The following is a 19,452-nucleotide window of genomic DNA, read 5'->3' as shown; positions in this document are numbered from 1 at the left end:
AGCGACAAAAGGCCGCCGGGATGATCGGCGGCCTCTTTTGGTCCGGCACCGGCGGCGGCTACATCCGGGCGCGCCCGGACATCGCTTCCAGCCGCTGGATACGCTCCTCGGTCGGCGGATGGGTCGAAAACAGCTTGCCGATGTTGACACCCGCCAGCGGGTTGACGATGAACAGATGCGCCGTGCCCGGATTGCGCTCGGCCGACGACATCGGGTGCTGCTCATTGGCCTGCTCCAGCTTGCGCAGCGCGTTGGCCAACCCCATCGGGCTGCCCGAGATTTCGGCGCCGCCCTTGTCGGCCGCGAACTCGCGCGACCGCGAAACGGCCATCTGGATCAGGGCGGCAGCCAGCGGCGCCAGTATGATCGTCGCCAAGGCGCCGAGCATGCCGCCCGCGCCTTCGCGATCGTCGTTACCGCGGAAACCGCCGAACAGCATCGCCCACTGCGCCATGTTCGCGATCATGGTGATTGCGCCCGCGAAAGTGGCCGCGACGGCACTGATGAGCGTATCGCGATGGCGGACATGCGCCAGCTCGTGGGCGAGTACACCGCGCAACTCATCACGGTTCATGATCCGCAGCAGGCCGGTGGTCGCGGCCACCGCCGCATGCGTCGGACTGCGGCCGGTGGCAAAGGCGTTGGGCGTGTCCGATTCCATTACGTAGACGCGCGGCATCGGCAACCGGGCGCTCTGTGCGAGTTCCCGTACCACTTGATAGAGCTCGGGGGCATCCGCGGCCGACACTTCACGCGCGCCATGCATCTTCAGCACCATGCGATCGGAAAACCAGTAGCTGCCGAAGTTCATCGCCGCCGCGATCACCAGGGCAAGCAGCATGCCGCCACGGCCGCCGAGCGCGCCCCCGACGAGAACCAGCAACGCGGTCAGGCCGGCCAGCAGAATGGTCGTACGCAACGCATTCATTTCAAGCACCCTCTTTCAAACAAGCAACCCGAACACTCATGCTCAAGATAGCGGCGTTCGCAACCGAATCAAGATGGCGCACGAAACGCTCGATTCGCCCCGATCTTGCGCGTATCCTTTATTACAGTCCGTGACAATACGCGCACGCCATCGATACCCCGGCCCGCCCACAAGGCTCGATGAGCGGCGTGACCGGGACAATCGCCGGCCTGGTCTACCGAGACGACCCATGACCAATCCGCTTTCGCCTTCGCCTTGTCGCCACCGGGCCGGACCACCGGGCCGATCCGCGCACTTGCGCGTATCGCGACGTGCTCCGGCCGGGCCCCATTGGCAGGCGCCGCAGCTGCCATGAACGCGATCACGGAGCAGTACAACGGTTACCAGTTACACAGCGTCTTCCAGCCCATTCTCAGCCTGTGCCACCGACGCAGCGTCGGCTTCGAATCGCTACTGCGCTCCACGGATGCCGACAACCACGCGCATGCACCCGTCGATGTCATGCGGGAGGCCGCCGAGCACGGCGACATCCGCCTGCTGGATACGCTCTGCCAAAGCCTGCACATCCACAACTTCTCGGCCCAGGCGCCCGAAGAACGCTGGCTTTTCCTCAACCTGGACCCCAGCACCATCGCCGACCGCTGGTATCACGACGGAACGCTCACCAGGGCTTTGCGCGAGGCCGGCGTACCGCCGCAGCGCCTGGTCATCGAGATCGTGGAGGGCGCGATCGACGACGAGCCGCAGCTGTTCGCGGCGGTCGACTACTTTCGCTCCATCGGCGCACTGGTCGCGCTCGACGACTTCGGCACCGGCCATTCCAATTTCGACCGTATCTGGCGGCTCGCGCCCGACATCATCAAGCTCGATCGCAGCCTGATCGTGGAAGCCGAACAACACCGCACCGGCCGGCTGCGGCAGATGTTGCCCAACCTCGTGTCGCTGATTCACGAAGCCGGCTCCCTGGTACTGGCCGAAGGTATCGAAACGCGTGAGCAGGCACTGCTCGCCATGGATGCCGATGTCGACTTCGTCCAGGGCTTCTACTTCGCTCGCCCATCGCGCGAAATTGATCACCTCCGGATCGACGGCCTGCCGATACTCAGCGATATCACCCGTCATTTCGAGACCACGGCCACGATCGAGGAGCGCATCGAGGCCGACCGCATTGCGCCCTACGCCGATGCCTTTCGCGACGCCATCGAGCGCATCGGCCGCGGCGAGGCGCCGCACGCCGCCGCGCGCCAGCTGATGACCATGCCGCGCGCCGCGCGCTTTTATATTCTCGACGAGCGCGGCGAACAGATCATGCATGTCGACGGCCGTTCGCTGCGTACGCGCCGGATCTTCCATGCCGGCCCGATCACCGACACCTCGGGCGGCACCTGGTATCGACGCCAGTATTTCCGCGCCGCCATGGCCGAACCGCACCGCCTGCAGACCTCGCGCCCCTACCTGTCGAGCACGGGCGCCTATATGTGTGTCACGCTCTCGATCGCGCGCGGTCGCCCGCCGGAACAGGTCCTTTGCTGCGATATCGACTGGTAACGGCGACCATGGGTGAGCCGTGGCGCCGCAACCCGCCCCGGCCCGTTAACTCGACGTCGCATGAGACGGCAACAGGCCCTAGAATAGCTACCGATCTACCGCAATCGACGCATTACCATGGGTCAGTCGCTACAGGACCAGCTGCTCAAGGCCGGTATCGCCAAGCCGAAACAGGCCAAAAAGGCACGCCACGACAAGGCGCGTCGCAACAAGGCGGCACGCCGGGCAGGCAGCGCCGGCGATGAGGAACAGCGCAAACTGTCGAAGGAAGTCGAGGCCGCGGCCGCCGCGAAGCGCGAAGCCGACCGCAAGCGCGCCGAAGCGGCCAACGCGGAGCGCCAGCAGCGCGAACGCAAGCGCCAGGTGATCCAGATCATCAACGAGCACCGCATCGCCATCGAGGCGCCGGAAGCCGACGAGCCGCCCTACAGCTATACCGTCAAGGGCAAGATCCGCCGCCTGCCGGTCAGTCGCGACCAGCGTCGCCGGCTGGCCGACGGCCGGCTGGCCATCGTGCGCTACGACGGCCAGACCTCACTGGTCGACGTCGAGACCGCCGAGCGCCTGGAGGTGCTGGTCCCGAAGGCGGTATCGCGCATCACCGAAGCCGACAAGCGCCCGACCGATCCGGACGACCCCTACGCCGGATATGAAGTCCCCGACGACCTGATGTGGTGAGCCCGGCCACGGCCAACGGCCGTGGTCGAGCACCGCCGGCTCGCCGGGCGACACGCACCGGATCAGTACCCGGCCGCCAGGCCCGCCGGGCGCCGGCGATCGTTGGCGCCTTCGAGCGATCCGTCCGGGCGTCGCCGGATCGCCTCATCGGCGCCCCAGGAGCGCACCACGTCGAAGCTGTGCCCCATGGCTTCCAGTTTCTGTTTCACCGCATCGGTCAGATAGCCCGGCTCGACCTTGGTGTGATCCGGCAACCATTGATTGTGGATTCGCGGCGCGTCGACTGCCTGCTGGATGTTCATGCCGAAATCAATCACGTTGAGCATGCTCTCGAGCGTGGTCGAGATGATGGTCGAGCCGCCCGGGCTGCCGGTCACCATGAACAGGTTGCCGTTCTTGAGCACCAGGGACGGCGACATCGACGACAGCGGCCGCTTGCCGCCCTCGACCTGATTCGTCTTGCCCTGCACCAGGCCGAAGGAGTTGGGCACGCCCGGCTTGGCGGTGAAGTCGTCCATTTCGTTGTTGAGGAAGAATCCGGTGTTGCCGGCGATATGACCGTTGCCGAACAGATAATTGATGGTGTAGGTCACGCTCACCGCATCGCCCTTGGCATCGACCACCGAGTACTGCGTGGTGTGCTGGCCCTCGCGCGGGCCAAGGCTGCCGTGGATCCGTGACGACGGCGTTGCCTTGTCCGGGTCGATGTCGCCACGTAGACGATTCAGGTGATCGGCGGACAGCAGTTTGCCGATCGGGTTGTCGACGAACGCCGGATCGCCGAGATAGGTATTGCGGTCGGCGAAGGCACGCCGTTCGGCCTCGATCAGGTAATGCGAGGTCTTGACCGAGCCGTAGCCCCATTTTTTCAGCGGCAACGGGTCCAGAATGCCGAGAATCTCGCAGATCGTGGTGCCGCCCGAGCTTGGCGGCGGCGTTGAAACCACAGTGTAGCCCTCGTAGCCACAGGTGACCGGCTTACCCCAGGGGGCGGTGTAATCGGCAAAATCCTGCATGGTGAGGATACCGCCATGGGCCTTGCTGGCCTTGACCACCGCCTTCGCTATGGCGCCCTGGTAGAAGGCTTTCGTGCCCCGCTTCGAGATCAGCGACAACGTGTGCGCCAGTTGTGGCTGCTTCAGCGTATCGCCCACCTGATAGGGCTGGCCATGGTTCAGGAATATCTTCGCCACATTGGGCTGGTCAGCGAAATCGTCGCTGCGTTCGTGCAGGATATTGACGTCGCCCTGTTCGAGCGTAAAGCCCTGGCGCGCCAGCTTGATCGCCGGCGCCATCAGCCGCTGGCGGCTCATCGTGCCGAAACGACGGCGGGCCTGCTCCAGCCCCATCACCGTGCCGGGCACGCCGGTGCCGAGATAGGTCTTCGTGCTGCGGCCCGTGACCACGTTGCCGTCGGCATCCTGGAACAGCGTGGGCGTCGCTTTCTCGGGCGCTTTCTCGCGAAAATCCAGGAATAGATTCTTGGCCGGGTGATCGGCCGACCTGGCCAGATGCAGCACCATGAAACCGCCACCGCCGATGTTGCCGCAACAGGGATGCACCACCGCGAGTGCATAGCCCACGGCCACGGCGGCATCGACCGCATTGCCGCCATCGGCCAGCACCTTCACGCCGACGCGCGTGGCCAGATGCTGTGCGGTCACCACCATGGCGTGCCGGGCGGTCACCGGTTTGGCTTTTGCCAGGGCGGCCTGCGTGGTGGGCGGTGCGGTGACGTCCAGCGCACTGGCGGCAATGCCGGAAGCATTCGCGCTGGCGGCGCCGGCGACCCCGCTGCCGGCAAGCGCAACAGCCACGAACCCCGCGGCGCAGACGAGACGAAGACAGCGCCGAAATTGGTTGTGCATGAAACCAATCATGATCTGAATGATGGTGGCACTATAGCCCGCCCATTCCATCGCCAGCACCCCGCCGGTCAGAAAAAAGCGGCCCGATCGGGCTGATCGGGCCGGCCCGGTAGGCGGCATTCAAGACGCGAAAGCGGCCCTAGTCCGGCACGTGCGCCGATTCCGGCAACAGTCCCTCGCGCTTGAACCCGGCCCAGAGCTCGGCGGGGATATCGGCCTCGAACAACGCCTTGTTCTGGGGAATGCGTTCGGGCTTGCTCGCGCCCGGGATGATCGAATCCACCGCCGGGTGCGCGGCCGCGAACTGCAGCGCCGCCGCCTTCAGGTCGACATCGTGCGCCGCACAGATCGCGGCCATGCGATCGCGAATACGGACCGGCTCGGCGGCGGCCTTTTCGTACAGATAATGATCGCCGCCGGCGAGCAATCCCGAGCCGAACGGCGCCCCGACCACCACGCTGACATCCCGCTCCAGACAACGCGGGAACAGATCGTCGGCACCGGCCGTGTTCAACAAATGGTACTGGGTGGCCAACAGAAAGATATCCGGGTCCGCTTCGTCCAGCGTGCGCAGACACGGCTCGATGGTGTTCACGCCCAGGCCCCAGCCATGGATGAGCCCCTGGTCGCGCATTTCCGTCAGGGCGACCGCCGCGCCCGACATCGCGGTGGCAAAATGCTCGGTCCAGGCATCGCCGAGCGCGTCCGGCGACAGGTCGTGGATATAGACGATATCCAGATAGCCTACGCCCAGGCGCTGGAGGCTGTCGTGCACGGCCTGCCTGGCGCCGTCGTAGGAATAATCCATACGGCGCTTGAAATACAGCCCGCCCACGAACGGGCCGGTGGCCTCGGGCGCGTCGGCGGGCTCGAGCACACGCCCGACCTTGGTCGACAACACGTACTCGGAACGCGGCCGGCGCGCCAGGAACGAGCCGAAGCGCTGCTCCGACAGGCCGGCGCCGTAATGCGGGGCGGTATCGTAATACCGGATACCATGATCCCAGGCAGTGGCCAGGGTCTCGCGGGCGCGGTCGTCGTCGGAATGGGCGAACATGTCGCCCAACGGCGCGCCGCCGAATCCCATGCGGTCCAGGCGTGGCCCGGAATGCTTGAAATCGCTCATCTCGTCCTCCTGAGCATTGACTGATGGATAGCCGGCCGCGCCGTCGGCGCGACGCGACCGGCCGTGGGTCGATTATTCGCGCTCTTCGGGCGCGGTGGTGCTCGCTTCATCCAGCGTGGCGAGGGCCTGTTCGTCGAGTGTGATCGAGGTGGCGGCAACGAGCTGGTCGAACTGGGACATCGACGTCGCGGACACGATCGGCGCGGTCACGCTCGGCCGCTGGATCAGCCAGGCCAGCGAGATCGCGGCCGGCGTGGTCTCGTAGCGCGCGGCGACCGCGTCCAGCGCATCGAGAATGCGCATGCCGCGCGCGTCGAAGTATTTGTCCACGAACGGCGCCCGCGCACGGCCTTCGGCGTCGGTGCGGCTGCGATACTTGCCGGTCAGGAAACCGCTGGCCAGCGCGAAGTACGGTGTTACACCGAGCTCGTGCTCGCGGCAGATCTCGGCCAGATCATTCTCGAAATCGAAGCGGTCGTAAAGATTGTAGAACGGCTGCAGCACTTCATAGCGCGGCACCTCCAGATCGCGGGCCGCGCCCAGCGCCGAGACCAGGCGCGAGCCATCGTAGTTGGATGCCCCGATGTTGCGAACCTTGCCGTCGTCGATCAACCGATCGAAAGCCGCCATGGTTTCGTGGATCGGCGTGCTGTCATCGTGGGTATGGGCGAAGTAAAGATCGAGATAATCGGTATTCAGGCGCCGCAGCGAGTTCTCGATCGCCGTGGTGATCCAGTCGCGCGACAGCCCCTGGCCCTGACCGGGCATCTCCATGCCCACCTTGCTCGCCAGCACGATGCGATCGCGATTGCCGCGTTCGGCGAAATAACGCCCCAGCAGGCGTTCCGATTCTCCGCCGGCGTGGCCCTCGGCCCACTTCGAATAGACATCGGCGGTATCGATCATGTTGAAGCCCGCATCCAGCCAGGCATCGATCATGTCGAAGCTGTCTTTTTCGTTCAGCGTCCAGCCGAACACGTTACCGCCGAAAATCAGCGGGGCGGTCTTGAGTTCGGTCAGACCGAGTGTGCGGTATTCCATGGTCACTCCATTGGATGATTCGATTCGATAGCAAGATCGCGGCGACGCCGATCACCCGGGCGGCCGTGAGCGACGCGAGGCACGACAAACGCCGCGGCACGCCGGCGCACTCGAGGGCCCGGAATCAGCGGCAGCCTTGCCTGCAAGGCCGACCAACCGTCAAAGCCATGTCCGGCCTCCAGGCCCTGAGTAACTGAATGCATCATGCACGCAACATGGCGCGTACGCATCCCGTGCTACACGGATGGCACTTGCGCTAAGCTCGGTGACCTCGATCCGCCGTGGAACGTCATGCGCCCTTCACGCCCACGCGTCGCACTTGTGCTACTGGCCGCGATCGGCCTGTCGGGCATGATCGCCGCGGGCACCGCCTGCGCGCACGATCCCAATGCGCTCTGGCACATCGTGCATGACAAGTGCGTACCCGCCGCCCGGGCTGATCATGGCACCGGACCCTGCGCGCGCGTCGATACCGCGGGCGGCTATGCGCTGCTCAAGGATCTCGTGGGGCCGCTGCAGTATCTGCTGATTCCAACCCGGCGCGTGACCGGAATCGAAAGCCCGGCCGTACTCGCCCCCGGCTCGCCCCATTATTTCGCCGAGGCATGGCGGCGCCGGGGCATCATGGCCCGGCGCTTCGGACACCCGATCCCCGACGATGACATCCTGCTGGCCCTGAACTCGCGCCACGGGCGGACCCAGAACCAACTGCACATCCATATCTCCTGTATCGATCCGGTGGTCAAGCAGCGGCTCACCGCCATGGCGGACCGGATCGGCCGGCACTGGGCCGCCCTGCCGCAGCCGTTGCGCGGACATCGCTACATCGCCCGCCGGGTTTCGATCCACCGGCTCGAGCGCGAGAGTGCGGTGCGGCTGTTGGCCGACCACGACCATGCGCGCCAGCATATGGGCGACTACGGCATGGCGCTGACCGCGGTCAACGGCGCCGGTCCCGTATTGCTTGCCACGCGCACCCATCGACTGGCGGGCAACTTCGGCTCGGCCGAGGAACTGGCGTCGCATGCCTGTGGCGTGCTGCCCGGTATCGATCGCTTTCACCCCCCGACTCGCGCCCCGTGAGCGTTTCGCCGGCAAGGCTAGGGCCTGTTGTCGTTTCGTACGCGTCCGCGCCAAGCGCTGTTTTGCGGCAAGACGAGGCGTAGCGAACGTGGCGTAGTCGTTCTACGTGAGAGGGCTACAACGCTGGATTGCCGTCGTATTGTTGATATATTGGGCACTTGTGCCGAAGGGTTGGGCCGCCCAAAAAATTTACTAGGGGCGCCCGGCGGCGTTGTGAGTCTGGGTCGTGGCGCGCCACGACACGGCGACTCGCGCCTTGCCGGACACGATTTGCGGTCTCCAACGCGGCACGTGTACGAAACGGCAACAGACCCTAGAATAACGGTCATGCCGTCGCTCAATTCGCCTCGTCGCTTCTTGTACGCCAGCCTGGCGGCGACAATCTTCATTGTTTATGGCTCGCTCTATCCCTTCGCTTTCCACGGCGGCTCGCTGGGGGCCGCGGTACGGACACTGTTTCTCAGCGACCACATGCGCGATCAACCGTTTTCCGGCCTGATTGCGAACATCGTCCTGTATGTCCCGCTGGGCCTGTTCTGCGTGGCAGCACAGAATGACGCACGGCCCGCTTGGCGACAGGTGCTATGGGCAACCGGGCTGGGCGTCATGCTGTGTCTGAGCATCGAGATCACTCAGTTCTTCGACACCGGCCGCGTCACCACGCTCACCGATGTCTACCCGAACGTGGCCGGTACGCTGTTCGGCGCGCTGCTGGCGCTGCCACTGATCCGGTGGCTGGACCGGCCCGTCGACATGCATTCACCGGCACGCCAGACCGCCGCGCTGCTGCTGCTGTCGTTTCTCGCCTACCGCCTTTTCCCCTACGTGCCCACGATCGACCTGCATGCCTACTGGCGGGCGATCAAACCGGTCGTCATCCATCCCGGCGTGCACGGCTTCGACGTCGTGTCCTACGTGGTCATCTGGACCGTGGTGGGTGCCCTGCTATGCGACCTGGCCGGGCGCCGGCGCAGCCGCTGGCTGCTCGTGGTCATGATGCTCGCGGTGTTGTCGGCCAAGATCCTCATCACCCACAACCGGCTCTCGTTGTCCGAGCTCGTTGCCCTGCCGATCGCCGTCGCGGCCTGGCTTGTATTGTCGAGCATGCGTCGGGCATGGGCCGGCGGCGTGCTGGCCGTGCTGCTGGGCCTGGTGATCGTGGGCGATCGCCTGCTTCCCTTTGACTGGCAGCCGATCGCGCATGCATTCGGCTGGCTGCCCTTCTTCTCGATTCTGCACGGATCGATGGCCGCCAATACGCAGGCGCTGGCCGACAAGGTCTTTTTGTATTCGAGCCTGGTCTGGCTCATCACCGTGGCCGGCCCGCGCCATGCCGTCGCCGGCGCCCTGGTCGCGGCCGGGCTGTTCGCCACCAGCATGCTGGAAACCCACCTGCCCGGCCGTTCGGCCGAGATCACCGACGCGCTGATCGCGCTCGGCGCCGCCACGGTACTCGGCTGGCTTACGGTCGACGCCCCGGCGACGGGCCGCGCCGCGGTCGCGCCGTCAATCAAGCCCGCCCGCGATACGCCCCCGGCGGCCGAATAAGCCACCCGCTCAACCGGACAAGGCGTCGAGAAGACCCGCCGCCAACAGCAGCGCGGCGCCGGCGATCTGGGAAGCATTCAAGGCCTCGTGTGCGAAAAGCGCCGACGAGACCACGCCGACCAATACTTCGCTCATGAGCAGAATGCCGACCCGGGCCGGTTCGAGACGGGCGGCCGCCCAGACCAGTGCCAGCATCGATCCGATCCACCAGATCAGTGCGGCGGCCACCGCCCAGACGACGGATGCGGCATCGAGCGAGATGGCGGGCGCCCCCGGCGCCATCGGCAGCACCAGCCAAAGCAACCCGCCCGCGATCAATGCGCCCGCGGCGAACACCGTGCTGCCGGCCAGCGGCGGCATTTCGCCGCGCACCCGCATGCCGACCGAGGCCAACGACCACAGTGCGCCCGCCGCGAGACCGAGCCATTCGCCCACGGCATGCGGCAACGGCACGCCGTCGTGCACGCCCAGCACCAGCACGAGCCCGATCAGGCCAAGCCCGATCACCGCGTAGCGCAGCCGCGGCACCGGCCAGCGCAGCACGAGTGCCGTGATCAGGGTGGTCCATACCGGCGTCAGGTAGAACAACAGGATCACCGCGCTGATCCGCCCCTCCACCAGGCCCACCGAATACAGCATGAAGGCCGCGCCACCCGCGGCATTGGCGCCGAGACCGAGCGGATCGATCCGGCCCGGGTGCGAGCGGACAACGCACATGGCCATCAGCAACAGTACAAACGCGACCCCCGCCACCAGCAGCGAGCCTCGAGCCCCGACCAGGCCCGCGCTCGCCAGTGCACGCACCGGCACCCAGTACAACCCCCAGAGTGAACCGGCAAGCAGCACAAAAAGGCTCGCCAGGCCGGTGTGACGAGAACTCGACATAACACAGCGACGGATGGATTCGACCGGCGATACTACCAGTCGGTCGTTGCGGGCGCGCGGTGCGTCAGCGCATTACCCGCCGATCGCCGGACGGGCCATGCACCAGCGGAGAATCGCTGCCCGCCCGGCGCCGGGGCGCAAGGCCGGCCGCCGGGCTCAGTCGTCCTGTCGCGGCGAGCGCACGTGACGATGCCAGGGATGCTGTTCCTCGAAGCCCAGCAGATCGCGGATCTTGCGATTCGAATACAACGCTTCGTATTCGCCCAGCTCCCGGGTCACCGGCACGTCCGGATAGAATTCCTCGATGATCTCGGTGGTGGTCAGGTCGACCGAGTTGTGGTCGTTGCCGGCGTTGAAAACCTCGTAGCCCAGCCCGTCGGTCGCCAGGCAGCGATCCACGATCTGACCCAGATCGCGGGCGTCGATGTAGCAGAAGATATTGCGGCGGCGCAGCGACGGGTCGTCGAAATAGCGCGGGAAATAGGTCGCGTATTCATGCGGCTCGATCACATTGCCGATACGCAGGCCATAGATATCCGCGCCACTGCGCCGGGCGAAGACTTCCGCGGTCGCCTCGTTGCAGAGCTTGGACATGGCATAGCTGTCGATGGGCCGGGTCGGATGGTCTTCAGTGACCGGCAGGAACTCCGGCTTGACCTCGCCCTCGGCGAAACAGACGCCGTAGGTGGTCTCCGAGGAGGCGAACACGATCTTGCGCACGCCGAGCTTGGTGGCCGCTTCGAGTACGTTGTAGGTGCCCACCGTGTTGATGCGATAGGTCTCGTTGTCCGGCGTAACCAGGATGCGCGGGATGGCGGCGAAATGAACCACGGCATCGAAAGGCTTCGGCCCGCCCTCAGCCTGTTCCAGCTCACCGAGATGCGCGTAGCTGGTCAATGCATTGAACATCTGGCCTGAATCGGTGATATCGGCGGTCAGGTTGTGGACTCGCGGGTCATCCAGCGGCGTGCGGTCGATGTTGACCACGGTATGGCCGCGATCGAGCAGATAAGGCACTACATGGCGACCGGCTTTGCCGGAGCCGCCGGTAAAAAAAATACGAAGGGACATGTGTGTTCATCTCGGGTACGACAACCCGGCTATCCTGACATAGCCGCCGCTGTGTTGGCCGTGTTCAGCCCTCCGCCATTCGTTGCATGCCGGCCGCCGATGGCAAAATCACGCGCGCGCCGCACCGGCCGACCGCTCAGGTGTCGCCGGGCGCCGGGGCCCAGCGGCGCAGCGCCAGATAAGCCAGAAACGCGGACCCGGCCGAGCCCGTCATCACGATCGCCATGGCCCGGGCATCGCCGCCGATCAGGCCCACACCCCAGGTGGCGATCGCGCCACAGGCGAACTGGAACACGCCGAACAGGGCCGAGGCCGCGCCGGCGGCGTCGGGCGCCAGGTCGAGCAGCCCGGCGACCGTGTTCGCCCCGGCGACGCCGACCGTCGACAACAGGAAGAACAACGGCACCGCCACGCCCCAGAAGCCACCGAACCCGGTCAGTGTGGTCGCCAGCAGAATCAGGGCACAGGCCAGCGTATTGCCCACCGCCACACCAAGCAGCGTGCGATAGCCGAAACGCTGGACGATGCGCCCGTTGGTGAAGGTGCCGATCAGCATCGAAACGACGTTGGCACTGAAATAGAAACCGAACAGCGATTCGTCCACGCCGAATTCGTTCACGTACACGAACGAACTGGCGGCCACGTACGAGAACAGCGCGCCGAACATCAGCGAGCCGCAGGCCAGATAGAGAAACACCGGCAGCCGCGTGACCAGCGAAAGATAGCCGATGTATTGCGCAACTAGGCTGCGGTCGCGCACTCGCCGACGCTGTGGGTGCGACTCGACCAACAGCAGCGCGATGGCTGCCAGCGCAACGATGGCATAGGCCAGAAGCATCCAGAAAATGAGCTGCCATTCGCCGAAGAACAGAATCATGCTGCCGATCATGGGCGCGATCAGCGGTGCGGCGCCCATGACCATGACCACGAACGACATCACGCTGGCCGCCTTCGAGCCCTGGAAACGGTCGCGCACGATGGCCCGCGCCATCACCGGCCCGGCCGCGGCACCCAGGCCCTGCACCAGGCGCGCCGCGATCAGCATGTTGATCGAGATCGACAGCGCGCAGGCGACGCTCGCCACCAGATACAACGCCAGCCCGAAATACAGCACCGGGCGCCGGCCGTGCCGGTCGGATACCGGGCCATAGAGCAACTGGCCGAAACCCAGCCCCACGAAGAACAGGCTCAGACTGTACTGGACATGGGCCGGGTCGACGGCGAACTGGCGTGCCAATGCCGGCATGGCCGGCAGATAGGTATCGATCGACAACGGCGCGACGGCCGTCAGCAGGCCGAGCACGCAGACCATGAGCATGTGCTCACCCCGGCTCTGGGCGGTTTCGGTCATCGAGAGAACTCCTTGCACCGGCCCGGCGGACGGTCAGACGAGCGCGCGGGCTGTTCGCCGCGAGCGGCGGCGCGCCGATTCAAGTGGCGCGTAGTATGCCAGCCGGGCGCTGCGGCCGTCGAAACGGCAAACGGCCCTATCGACCGGCCTGAGCCCGCGCAACCAGGGCGCGCGTATTGGCCCGGCCGGTATCGGCCAGCGCGATCGCCTCGCCGGGCGGTTCGAGCGGCGGCTGCAGGCGGGTGAGCGTGTGGCCGGGCGGCATTTCCACCGCCAGCCGGAAGCCGGCCTCGGCGACGATGCGCGCCGTATCGGCCCAGTACACCGTTCGCGCCATGTTCCACACCAGATCGTCGCGGATCTCCGCGCCGGTCCACAAACGCCGGCGGCGGTTGGCCGAGAAATAAGCCAGCTGCGGTTCGCGAAAGATCACGTCACGGGCCATGGCCTCCAGCTGGCCGGCCGGCGTCAGCATCAACGCGCAATGGGACGGCACGGCCATATCCAGTCGCACCACCCGTGGCGCGCCGGCGTCGGCGGCCGCCGGTTCGAGCCGGGCCAGCGCGCTATCGGCGCCGGCGACCACGATCTGCTGATCGGCGTTTACATTGGCCAGATAGAGGGTGTCGGCCGCCCCGGCCCCGATATTGAGTTCGTCGAGCAACGCCCCGACCGCAGCGACCGACAGGCCAATCACCGCGACCATGCCATAGCCTTCGGGATAGGCCTCGCCCATCAGACGACCGCGTTCGGCCACCAGCCGCAGCGCATCGGCAAAATCGAGCGCGCCGGCGATCACCGCCGCCGGCCAGGCGCCGATGGAAAGCCCCATCACGGCAGCGGGCGCGGCACCGGCCTGGATGAGATCGCGCGCGGCCGCGACCCCGACCACGCACAGCGCGATCTGCACCGCCCGGGTGTCGGCCAGAGCCGCGCGCGTATCCAGGGCGCACACGTCTTCACCGAGCGCGGCGCGGGCGGTCGCCAGCGTGTCGGTCACGATGTCGTTGTCGGGCAAGTCGGCAAGCATGCCGGGGCGCTGCGCCCCCTGCCCGGGAAAGGTGAACACCACGCTCATGACGTACAGCCTGCCATGAGCGCCCAGGGATCGGCCGCCAGATACGGCCCCTGATCCGATTTGACCAGCACCTGCGGCGGCGCCGACAGCCAATCGGCCAAGGCCACACCGCCGGCCGGCGTTTCCAGCTGGACGTCGCAGCGCACCGGCAGCGTGGCCAGCCGTTCGGCCAGCGCGCGCAGCGCGGCCGGTACCGGCGTCCGGCCAACACGCAGGATCAGATCGACATCGGATTGGGCATGACAGGCCGCCGCCCCGCAGGCCAATTCGTAACCCACGGCCCCGCCGATGCCCCAGGCACCGGACCACGGCGCCATCGCGGCGCGCAACGCCGGCAGCACGGCGAGGGCCGGAATGCGCGCGTCCCGCGCCGGGTCGGGCCCGTCGACCAGCGATTCCGGTGTGACCGGATCGCCCCGCAACCCCGAGGGCGACACACGGGCGGCGAAGCGCCGATCACGGCTCGCCCCGCGAACGCCGACCGGCAGGGTCGTCGCATCGCGATGCCCGCGTCGCACCACCACCGGTTCGCCGCGGGCGACCACGGCCTGCGCCCATGCGGGGGCATCCGGGGTCAGCGCGGCCGGCGTGATATGCACCAGATCATGCGGCCGGAACGCCGGGCCCACCGTCCGCGGCTGACTGTAATCGCCGCCGGCGAGATCGGTCAGCCGGCCCACTGTTCCCGCAGCCGACGCCGAACCGCCATCGAGGCTGGCCGGCCCTGGTCGTCGAACCGATCAGCCAGATCGGTGCGGCCCCCGATATCGGCGACCGCCGCCGCCAGGGCCTCGCGCACCAGGGCCACCTGACTCGTATCCTCCGCCGCCACATCCAGCCGGCGATGCAACAGGCCGAGCGAGGCATAGCTGTCGATATCGTAGGCCATCGGCGTGATGGTCCGGGCCAGCGCCTCGACACCTTCAACGCTGCGCTGGGTGATGCGCGCCGCGGCCTGTTTGCCCATGGCATGCACCTGGACCGATTCGCCGGACAGCGCGAGCAACCGGTTGGCCTGGTAGCCGTGTGCCAGAAAGCCCCCGGACATGGCCCGGCCGACGATCAGCCCGATCACCGGATGCCCCGCCTGCCGGGCCCGAGCATAGGCCTCGGCCGCCGCAGCCAGCGCCTGATGGATGCCATAGGCTTCCTCGGTACGGCCATAGGCCTGACTGGGCACGTCGATCACGGCCACGATCACGCGCCGGGTATCGGCGCTGTCGTCGGCGGCCATTGCCTCGCGCACGGCGCGGGCCAACGCCCAGCCTTCGGCGAGGCCGACCTCGCCGTTGCGGGCGCGCGGATAACGGCTGTCCGGGTCGGGGACGACGGCGATAAAGCGAGCGGCCCGGCCGGCCAGTTGGCCGTCGACCACGCGCACACTGGCCGGATAGCCGGGCTGCACCGGGGCCTCGCCGGCCAGTGCCAACAACCACTCGGCGCCGAGAGATGGGGCTTCATGCATGACGGCCTCCCAGATGTCGGGCGAAAACCTCGCGCACGACGCCGGCCTCGGCGCGCTCGGCCGGATCGATCGCTTCGAGCAAACGGTTCCAGGCCGCGACATCGGCCGTCCGCGCCAGCCGCGTCGGCCCGGTGGCCGCGGCCGCGGCGATGCGCGCGCGAATCCGGGCGCGATCGTCATCCGTGCGTTCGTCGGCCAGGCCGGTCGCCGCGCGCTGGGCGCCGCCGAGCAGACTCCAGATCATCGGCCGGTCGCGGGAATCGAATTCCTCGACGCCGGCTTCCTGTTCGATCACCTGCGGGCCGTTCAAGCCCAGCCGGGCTTCCCGCGTGACGATCAGATGCGAACACAGCCCGGCGGCGATCGACATGCCGCCGAAACACCCCACCGGCCCGGTGATCACGCCGATCACCGGCACGAACGCGCGCAGCGCCACGATCGCGGCATGGATCTCCGCGATCGCCGCCAACCCGCAGTTGGCCTCCTGCAACCGGACCCCGCCGGTTTCCAGCAACAGCACCGGCACCACCGGCTTGCCGGCGGCGGCATCCTCGGCCGCCAGTTCCAGCGCCCCGGCGATCTTGGCGCCGCCGACCTCGCCCATCGAGCCGCCCTGGAACGCCGGTTCGATCGCCGCCACGACCACATCGACGCCGTCGATGGTGCCGCGGGCAATGATCACACCGTCATCGGCCTGGGTGACGATGTCCTGCTTGGCCAGCCACGGCGAGGTCTGGCGCTCGAACGGCCCGACCAGCTCGCGCATCGTGCCGGTATCGAGCAGGCACTCGACGCGCGCCCGGGCCGGCAGTTCGACGAAGCTCTCGCGCGCCAGCAGTTCGGCGGTATTCATGCCGCACCGCCGTCGGCCCGGCGCGCGGCCTGTTCCATGGCCTGGGCGATACGCAGCCGCACCACGGCGGGGGTGGCACCGAAATCGTTGATCTCGAGTGCCACGGCCGGGGCCTTCCCATCGGCGAAGATGCGATCGATCACGGCTTTCCAGATGTCGTTGACACCGTCGACCGAGGTCCTGATCGCCACCGTGGCGCGCCCCACCGCGCCGGGCTCGAGCAGCACCTCCAGATCGCCGGAGCCGACGACACCGGCCAGCGCGCGGCGCGCCGGCGGTTCGCCGGCCGGATAATCAAGCGATAGCGTTTGCATGGTTTGTCTCCTGCAGGTCCGGGCGGAATCCGGCCGCGGTTTCGAGGCGATCCACCAGCAGCGTGGCCGCCAGCAGATCCGCGGCGCCGCCCGGCGAGGCGTTGTGCGCCAGAAAAACGGCGTCGAGTTCGGCCAGGGCCGTGCGACCGGCCACGCTGGCCGACCCGCCGCGCGCGGCCACCGCCGCGGCCGCACGCCGTACAGCGGCCAGGCCGGCGGCGCCGGCCCGATGCAGCACGCAGGTATCGTCGAGCACGGCGATGATGGCCGCCAGCGCGTCCAGCCGGGCCGAGCCTTCATCGGCGCCCAGGGCCCGGGCGCCATGCAATGCCGGCAGCCCGGCTTCAACGATCTGCGGGAAGCCGGCGATGGCTTCGCCACGCGCGCCGGCCACCCGATAGCGCGCCACGACACGCGTACCGTGCGATGCCCGGCGCATCGACGCCGCCGCCGGATCGTCGATCGCCGCCATCCGGGCGACCCAGCCGAGCAGCGGCACCGCCCGCCATTGCCGCCGCGGCGTCGCCGCGGCGGCCGCCACGATCAGGCCCAGCGCCCAGATCGCGCCGCGATGCGTGTTCACACCGTCGGTGGCCTGCATCATCGCGGCCTCGGCCTCGCGGCCGGCCACGCCCAGCGCCGCGCGCAGGGCCGCCGCATCCGCCTCCCCGGCCGCGGCGGTCGCGATCGCGGCGAAGCCCGGTTCCAGTGCCAGCGCCGAGGTCGTCATCAAGGCGTGATCCATATCGCGATGCGCGCCGGTCGTCGTCCGGTCCACCAGCCCCGGCTTGGGCGTGAGATCGAGTTCGTCGCGCAGCGCGGCCACGGCCATGCCGGCCAGATCCAGTGCCGATGAGCGCGGCCCGGCAGCGCCGGCGGTATCGAAATCCAGACGCCGCATCACCAGCTCCTGAAGCGCGGCGGCGGATCGTAGAGCCCGCCCGACCAGTCGACCAGGTCGGCGATGCTGGAGGCGGCGAGCTTTGAGCGCGTGGCCTCGGCGCGCGCCACGCCCAGATCCTCGGGCAGGCGGATCTTGTCCTGCTGGCGCAGCCGCGCGCTGACCCGCGGATCGGCCGACCGCCCCAGCGGGGTGACCCCGGCCACGGCCGCGATCATCGCGCGCCGCTCTTCCAGCGATTCGGCCTTGTACAGATACGCCAGCCCTTCTTCGGTGAGCAAATGGGTGGTGTCGTCGCCGTAGACCATGACCGGGGCCACCGCCAGATGGGCTTTCTCGGCGACTTTCACCGCGTCGAGCTGGTCGACGAACGTCGGTTTCAGGCCGGCCTGGAAGGTCTCGACCATCTGCACCACCAGCTTGCGGCCGCGGCCGAGCTTGTCGTCCGGCGCCGCGAGATGGGTCCAGGCCGGTGTGGCGTGTCGCCGGCCGCGGGCATCGCTGCCCAGATTCGGCGCCCCGCCGAAGCCGGACACGCGCGACTCGGTCACGGTCGAGGAATTGCCGTCGGGGTCGATCTGCAGCGTGGCGCCGATGAACATGTCGGCCGCGTACTGGCCGGCGAGCTGACAGAACGCGCGGTTGGATCGCAGCGAGCCATCGGCGCCGGTGAAGAACACGTCGGGCCGGGCCGCGACATAGCGCTCCATGCCGAGTTCGGTGCCAAAGCAGTGCACGGACTCGACCCAGCCCGATTCGATCGCCGGGATGAGCGTCGGATGCGGGTTCAGCACCCAGTTCTTCGCGATGCGCCCGCGCAGGCCGAGCTTTTCGCCGAAGGTGGGCAGCAGCAGCTCGATGGCGGCGGTATTGAAGCCGATGCCATGGTTGAGCGAAGTCACGCCATGCTCGGCATAGATGCCCTTGATGGCCATCATCGCCATGAAGATCTGCACCGGCGTGATGTTGCGCGGGTCGCGCGTGAACAGCGGCTCGATGTAGAACGGCCGGTCGGCCTCGACCACGATATCGACCCAGGAGCCCGGGATATCCACCCGGTCGAGATCCGATACGTCGTCGACGATCTCGTTGGCCTGGGCGATCACGATGCCATCGGAGAACGCCGCAGCCTCGACCAGCGCGGGCGTATCCTCGGTCGACGGGCCGGTATAGAGATTGCCCTGGCGGTCGGCCTTGAACGCCGCGGTGAGCACCACGCGCGGCGTGAGATCGACGAACAGCCGGGCGTACAGCTCGATGTAGGTATGGATGGCGCCGACCTCGATCGTGCCGTCCATCATGAGCGCGCCGATGCGGTGGCTCTGGGTGCCGGAGAAGGCGAAATCCAGTTTTTTCGCGATGCCCTTTTCGAACACCGCCAGATGCTCCGGCCGGCCCACGCTCGGCTGGATCATGTGCAGGTTGTTCACGCGCGCGGGGTCGAGCTCGGCCAAGGCGCGCGACAGGAAATCGGCCTGTTTCTGGTTGTTGCCTTCCGCGATGATGCGGTCGCCCGAGCGGATGCAGGCGTAGAGAATATCGGCGATGGCCTCGCGCCGGGCCAGCTTGCCCTCGAGGTGGCCGGCGGCCGCCGCCAGGCGCTCGGCCTTGTCCTCACCGCGGGTGTTCCAGTTGCGTGTATCGTTGTTTTGAATCATGCCACCGCATCGCCTGAGCCGGGATGGCCGACGATAGAATCGGCCCAGCGGTCGAT

The 19,452-nt window shown here is 67.4% G+C and carries 18 protein-coding genes; 4 read left to right on the top strand and 14 right to left on the bottom strand.

Going from position 1 to position 19,452, the window contains the following annotated elements:
* Positions 1-58: 58 nt before the first annotated feature.
* Positions 59-928 carry a zinc metalloprotease HtpX gene (gene htpX, locus ACS8Y6_RS04160; protein WP_440851120.1) on the bottom strand — a complete coding sequence of 290 codons (870 nt, stop codon included), beginning with the start codon at positions 926-928 and terminating at the stop codon, positions 59-61.
* Positions 929-1,279: 351 nt separating this feature from the next.
* Here htpX and ACS8Y6_RS04155 point away from each other — a divergent pair, with 351 nt between their 5' ends.
* Positions 1,280-2,476: a sensor domain-containing phosphodiesterase gene (locus ACS8Y6_RS04155; RefSeq protein ID WP_440855018.1), complete on the top strand. Its 1,197-nt coding sequence runs from the start codon at positions 1,280-1,282 to the stop codon at positions 2,474-2,476.
* A 117-nt stretch (positions 2,477-2,593) separates the two neighbouring features.
* Entirely contained in the window at positions 2,594-3,154 is a 561-nt protein-coding gene (locus tag ACS8Y6_RS04150; RefSeq protein ID WP_440855017.1) for a DUF2058 domain-containing protein, read from the top strand.
* Between the two features lie 62 nt (positions 3,155-3,216).
* Here the strand turns inward: ACS8Y6_RS04150 and ggt are convergent, their stop codons facing one another.
* The 3 genes from ggt to ACS8Y6_RS04135 form a co-directional block, all read right to left on the bottom strand.
* Positions 3,217-5,022 (bottom strand): gamma-glutamyltransferase, encoded by a 1,806-nt coding sequence (ggt, locus tag ACS8Y6_RS04145; RefSeq protein ID WP_440855016.1) that lies wholly within the window; start codon positions 5,020-5,022, stop codon positions 3,217-3,219.
* 139 nt (positions 5,023-5,161) lie between these two features.
* Positions 5,162-6,148, bottom strand: coding sequence for an aldo/keto reductase (locus ACS8Y6_RS04140; protein ID WP_440851124.1), 987 nt, complete (start codon positions 6,146-6,148; stop codon positions 5,162-5,164).
* Positions 6,149-6,220: 72 nt separating this feature from the next.
* Positions 6,221-7,189, bottom strand: coding sequence for an aldo/keto reductase (locus ACS8Y6_RS04135; RefSeq protein WP_440851125.1), 969 nt, complete (start codon positions 7,187-7,189; stop codon positions 6,221-6,223).
* Between the two features lie 291 nt (positions 7,190-7,480).
* Between ACS8Y6_RS04135 and ACS8Y6_RS04130 the strand changes: the two genes are divergently transcribed.
* Entirely contained in the window at positions 7,481-8,272 is a 792-nt protein-coding gene (locus ACS8Y6_RS04130) for a CDP-diacylglycerol diphosphatase (protein WP_440851126.1), read from the top strand.
* A 327-nt stretch (positions 8,273-8,599) separates the two neighbouring features.
* On the top strand, positions 8,600-9,820 hold the full coding sequence (locus ACS8Y6_RS04125) for a VanZ family protein (RefSeq protein WP_440855015.1): 1,221 nt from the start codon (positions 8,600-8,602) through the stop codon (positions 9,818-9,820).
* Positions 9,821-9,829: 9 nt separating this feature from the next.
* On the opposite strand, the gene ACS8Y6_RS04120 is transcribed toward ACS8Y6_RS04125, so the two are convergent.
* The 10 genes from ACS8Y6_RS04120 to mdcA all read right to left on the bottom strand — a co-directional run bounded on the left by ACS8Y6_RS04120 (position 9,830) and on the right by mdcA (position 19,396).
* Positions 9,830-10,705, bottom strand: coding sequence for an EamA family transporter (locus ACS8Y6_RS04120; RefSeq protein ID WP_440855014.1), 876 nt, complete (start codon positions 10,703-10,705; stop codon positions 9,830-9,832).
* Positions 10,706-10,861: 156 nt separating this feature from the next.
* Complete coding sequence (locus ACS8Y6_RS04115) at positions 10,862-11,776, bottom strand: NAD-dependent epimerase/dehydratase family protein (RefSeq protein ID WP_440855013.1); 915 nt, start codon at positions 11,774-11,776, stop codon at positions 10,862-10,864.
* A 136-nt stretch (positions 11,777-11,912) separates the two neighbouring features.
* Positions 11,913-13,127 carry a Bcr/CflA family multidrug efflux MFS transporter gene (locus ACS8Y6_RS04110; protein ID WP_440851705.1) on the bottom strand — a complete coding sequence of 405 codons (1,215 nt, stop codon included), beginning with the start codon at positions 13,125-13,127 and terminating at the stop codon, positions 11,913-11,915.
* 136 nt (positions 13,128-13,263) lie between these two features.
* A complete protein-coding gene (locus ACS8Y6_RS04105; RefSeq protein ID WP_440855012.1) occupies positions 13,264-14,205 on the bottom strand; it encodes an ACP S-malonyltransferase in 942 nt (313 codons plus the stop codon).
* Positions 14,202-14,885 (bottom strand): malonate decarboxylase holo-ACP synthase, encoded by a 684-nt coding sequence (locus ACS8Y6_RS04100; RefSeq protein WP_440855011.1) that lies wholly within the window; start codon positions 14,883-14,885, stop codon positions 14,202-14,204. The genes ACS8Y6_RS04105 and ACS8Y6_RS04100 overlap by 4 nt, the downstream gene beginning before the upstream one ends.
* On the bottom strand, positions 14,873-15,670 hold the full coding sequence (mdcE, locus tag ACS8Y6_RS04095) for a biotin-independent malonate decarboxylase subunit gamma (RefSeq protein ID WP_440855010.1): 798 nt from the start codon (positions 15,668-15,670) through the stop codon (positions 14,873-14,875). The genes ACS8Y6_RS04100 and mdcE overlap by 13 nt, the downstream gene beginning before the upstream one ends.
* Positions 15,663-16,523, bottom strand: coding sequence for a biotin-independent malonate decarboxylase subunit beta (locus tag ACS8Y6_RS04090; protein ID WP_440855009.1), 861 nt, complete (start codon positions 16,521-16,523; stop codon positions 15,663-15,665). The genes mdcE and ACS8Y6_RS04090 overlap by 8 nt, the downstream gene beginning before the upstream one ends.
* Positions 16,520-16,837 (bottom strand): malonate decarboxylase subunit delta, encoded by a 318-nt coding sequence (locus ACS8Y6_RS04085; protein ID WP_440851757.1) that lies wholly within the window; start codon positions 16,835-16,837, stop codon positions 16,520-16,522. The genes ACS8Y6_RS04090 and ACS8Y6_RS04085 overlap by 4 nt, the downstream gene beginning before the upstream one ends.
* On the bottom strand, positions 16,818-17,738 hold the full coding sequence (locus ACS8Y6_RS04080) for a triphosphoribosyl-dephospho-CoA synthase (RefSeq protein WP_440855008.1): 921 nt from the start codon (positions 17,736-17,738) through the stop codon (positions 16,818-16,820). The genes ACS8Y6_RS04085 and ACS8Y6_RS04080 overlap by 20 nt, the downstream gene beginning before the upstream one ends.
* Positions 17,738-19,396 (bottom strand): malonate decarboxylase subunit alpha, encoded by a 1,659-nt coding sequence (gene mdcA / locus ACS8Y6_RS04075; protein ID WP_440855007.1) that lies wholly within the window; start codon positions 19,394-19,396, stop codon positions 17,738-17,740. Before mdcA ends, ACS8Y6_RS04080 begins: the two co-directional genes overlap by 1 nt.
* Between the last annotated feature and the right edge of the window lie 56 nt (positions 19,397-19,452).

It is taken from the genome of Salinisphaera sp. RV14 (assembly GCF_052044135.1).
Classification (GTDB): Bacteria; Pseudomonadota; Gammaproteobacteria; order Nevskiales; family Salinisphaeraceae; genus Salinisphaera.
The sequence above is the reverse complement of the archived record's forward strand: the minus strand, read 5'-3'. Positions and strand labels throughout refer to the sequence as shown.

Coding starts and splice junctions, on each gene's coding strand:
- ACS8Y6_RS04090 (WP_440855009.1), bottom strand. CDS start 16,523: ATGAATACCGCCGAACTGCTGGCGCGCGAGAGCTTCGTCGAACTGCCG.
- mdcE (WP_440855010.1), bottom strand. CDS start 15,670: ATGCATGAAGCCCCATCTCTCGGCGCCGAGTGGTTGTTGGCACTGGCC.
- ACS8Y6_RS04140 (WP_440851124.1), bottom strand. CDS start 6,148: ATGAGCGATTTCAAGCATTCCGGGCCACGCCTGGACCGCATGGGATTC.
- ggt (WP_440855016.1), bottom strand. CDS start 5,022: ATGCACAACCAATTTCGGCGCTGTCTTCGTCTCGTCTGCGCCGCGGGG.
- ACS8Y6_RS04085 (WP_440851757.1), bottom strand. CDS start 16,837: ATGCAAACGCTATCGCTTGATTATCCGGCCGGCGAACCGCCGGCGCGC.
- ACS8Y6_RS04110 (WP_440851705.1), bottom strand. CDS start 13,127: ATGACCGAAACCGCCCAGAGCCGGGGTGAGCACATGCTCATGGTCTGC.
- htpX (WP_440851120.1), bottom strand. CDS start 928: ATGAATGCGTTGCGTACGACCATTCTGCTGGCCGGCCTGACCGCGTTG.
- ACS8Y6_RS04135 (WP_440851125.1), bottom strand. CDS start 7,189: ATGGAATACCGCACACTCGGTCTGACCGAACTCAAGACCGCCCCGCTG.
- ACS8Y6_RS04130 (WP_440851126.1), top strand. CDS start 7,481: ATGCGCCCTTCACGCCCACGCGTCGCACTTGTGCTACTGGCCGCGATC.
- mdcA (WP_440855007.1), bottom strand. CDS start 19,396: ATGATTCAAAACAACGATACACGCAACTGGAACACCCGCGGTGAGGAC.
- ACS8Y6_RS04125 (WP_440855015.1), top strand. CDS start 8,600: ATGCCGTCGCTCAATTCGCCTCGTCGCTTCTTGTACGCCAGCCTGGCG.
- ACS8Y6_RS04155 (WP_440855018.1), top strand. CDS start 1,280: ATGAACGCGATCACGGAGCAGTACAACGGTTACCAGTTACACAGCGTC.
- ACS8Y6_RS04150 (WP_440855017.1), top strand. CDS start 2,594: ATGGGTCAGTCGCTACAGGACCAGCTGCTCAAGGCCGGTATCGCCAAG.
- ACS8Y6_RS04120 (WP_440855014.1), bottom strand. CDS start 10,705: ATGTCGAGTTCTCGTCACACCGGCCTGGCGAGCCTTTTTGTGCTGCTT.
- ACS8Y6_RS04115 (WP_440855013.1), bottom strand. CDS start 11,776: ATGTCCCTTCGTATTTTTTTTACCGGCGGCTCCGGCAAAGCCGGTCGC.
- ACS8Y6_RS04105 (WP_440855012.1), bottom strand. CDS start 14,205: ATGAGCGTGGTGTTCACCTTTCCCGGGCAGGGGGCGCAGCGCCCCGGC.
- ACS8Y6_RS04080 (WP_440855008.1), bottom strand. CDS start 17,738: ATGCGGCGTCTGGATTTCGATACCGCCGGCGCTGCCGGGCCGCGCTCA.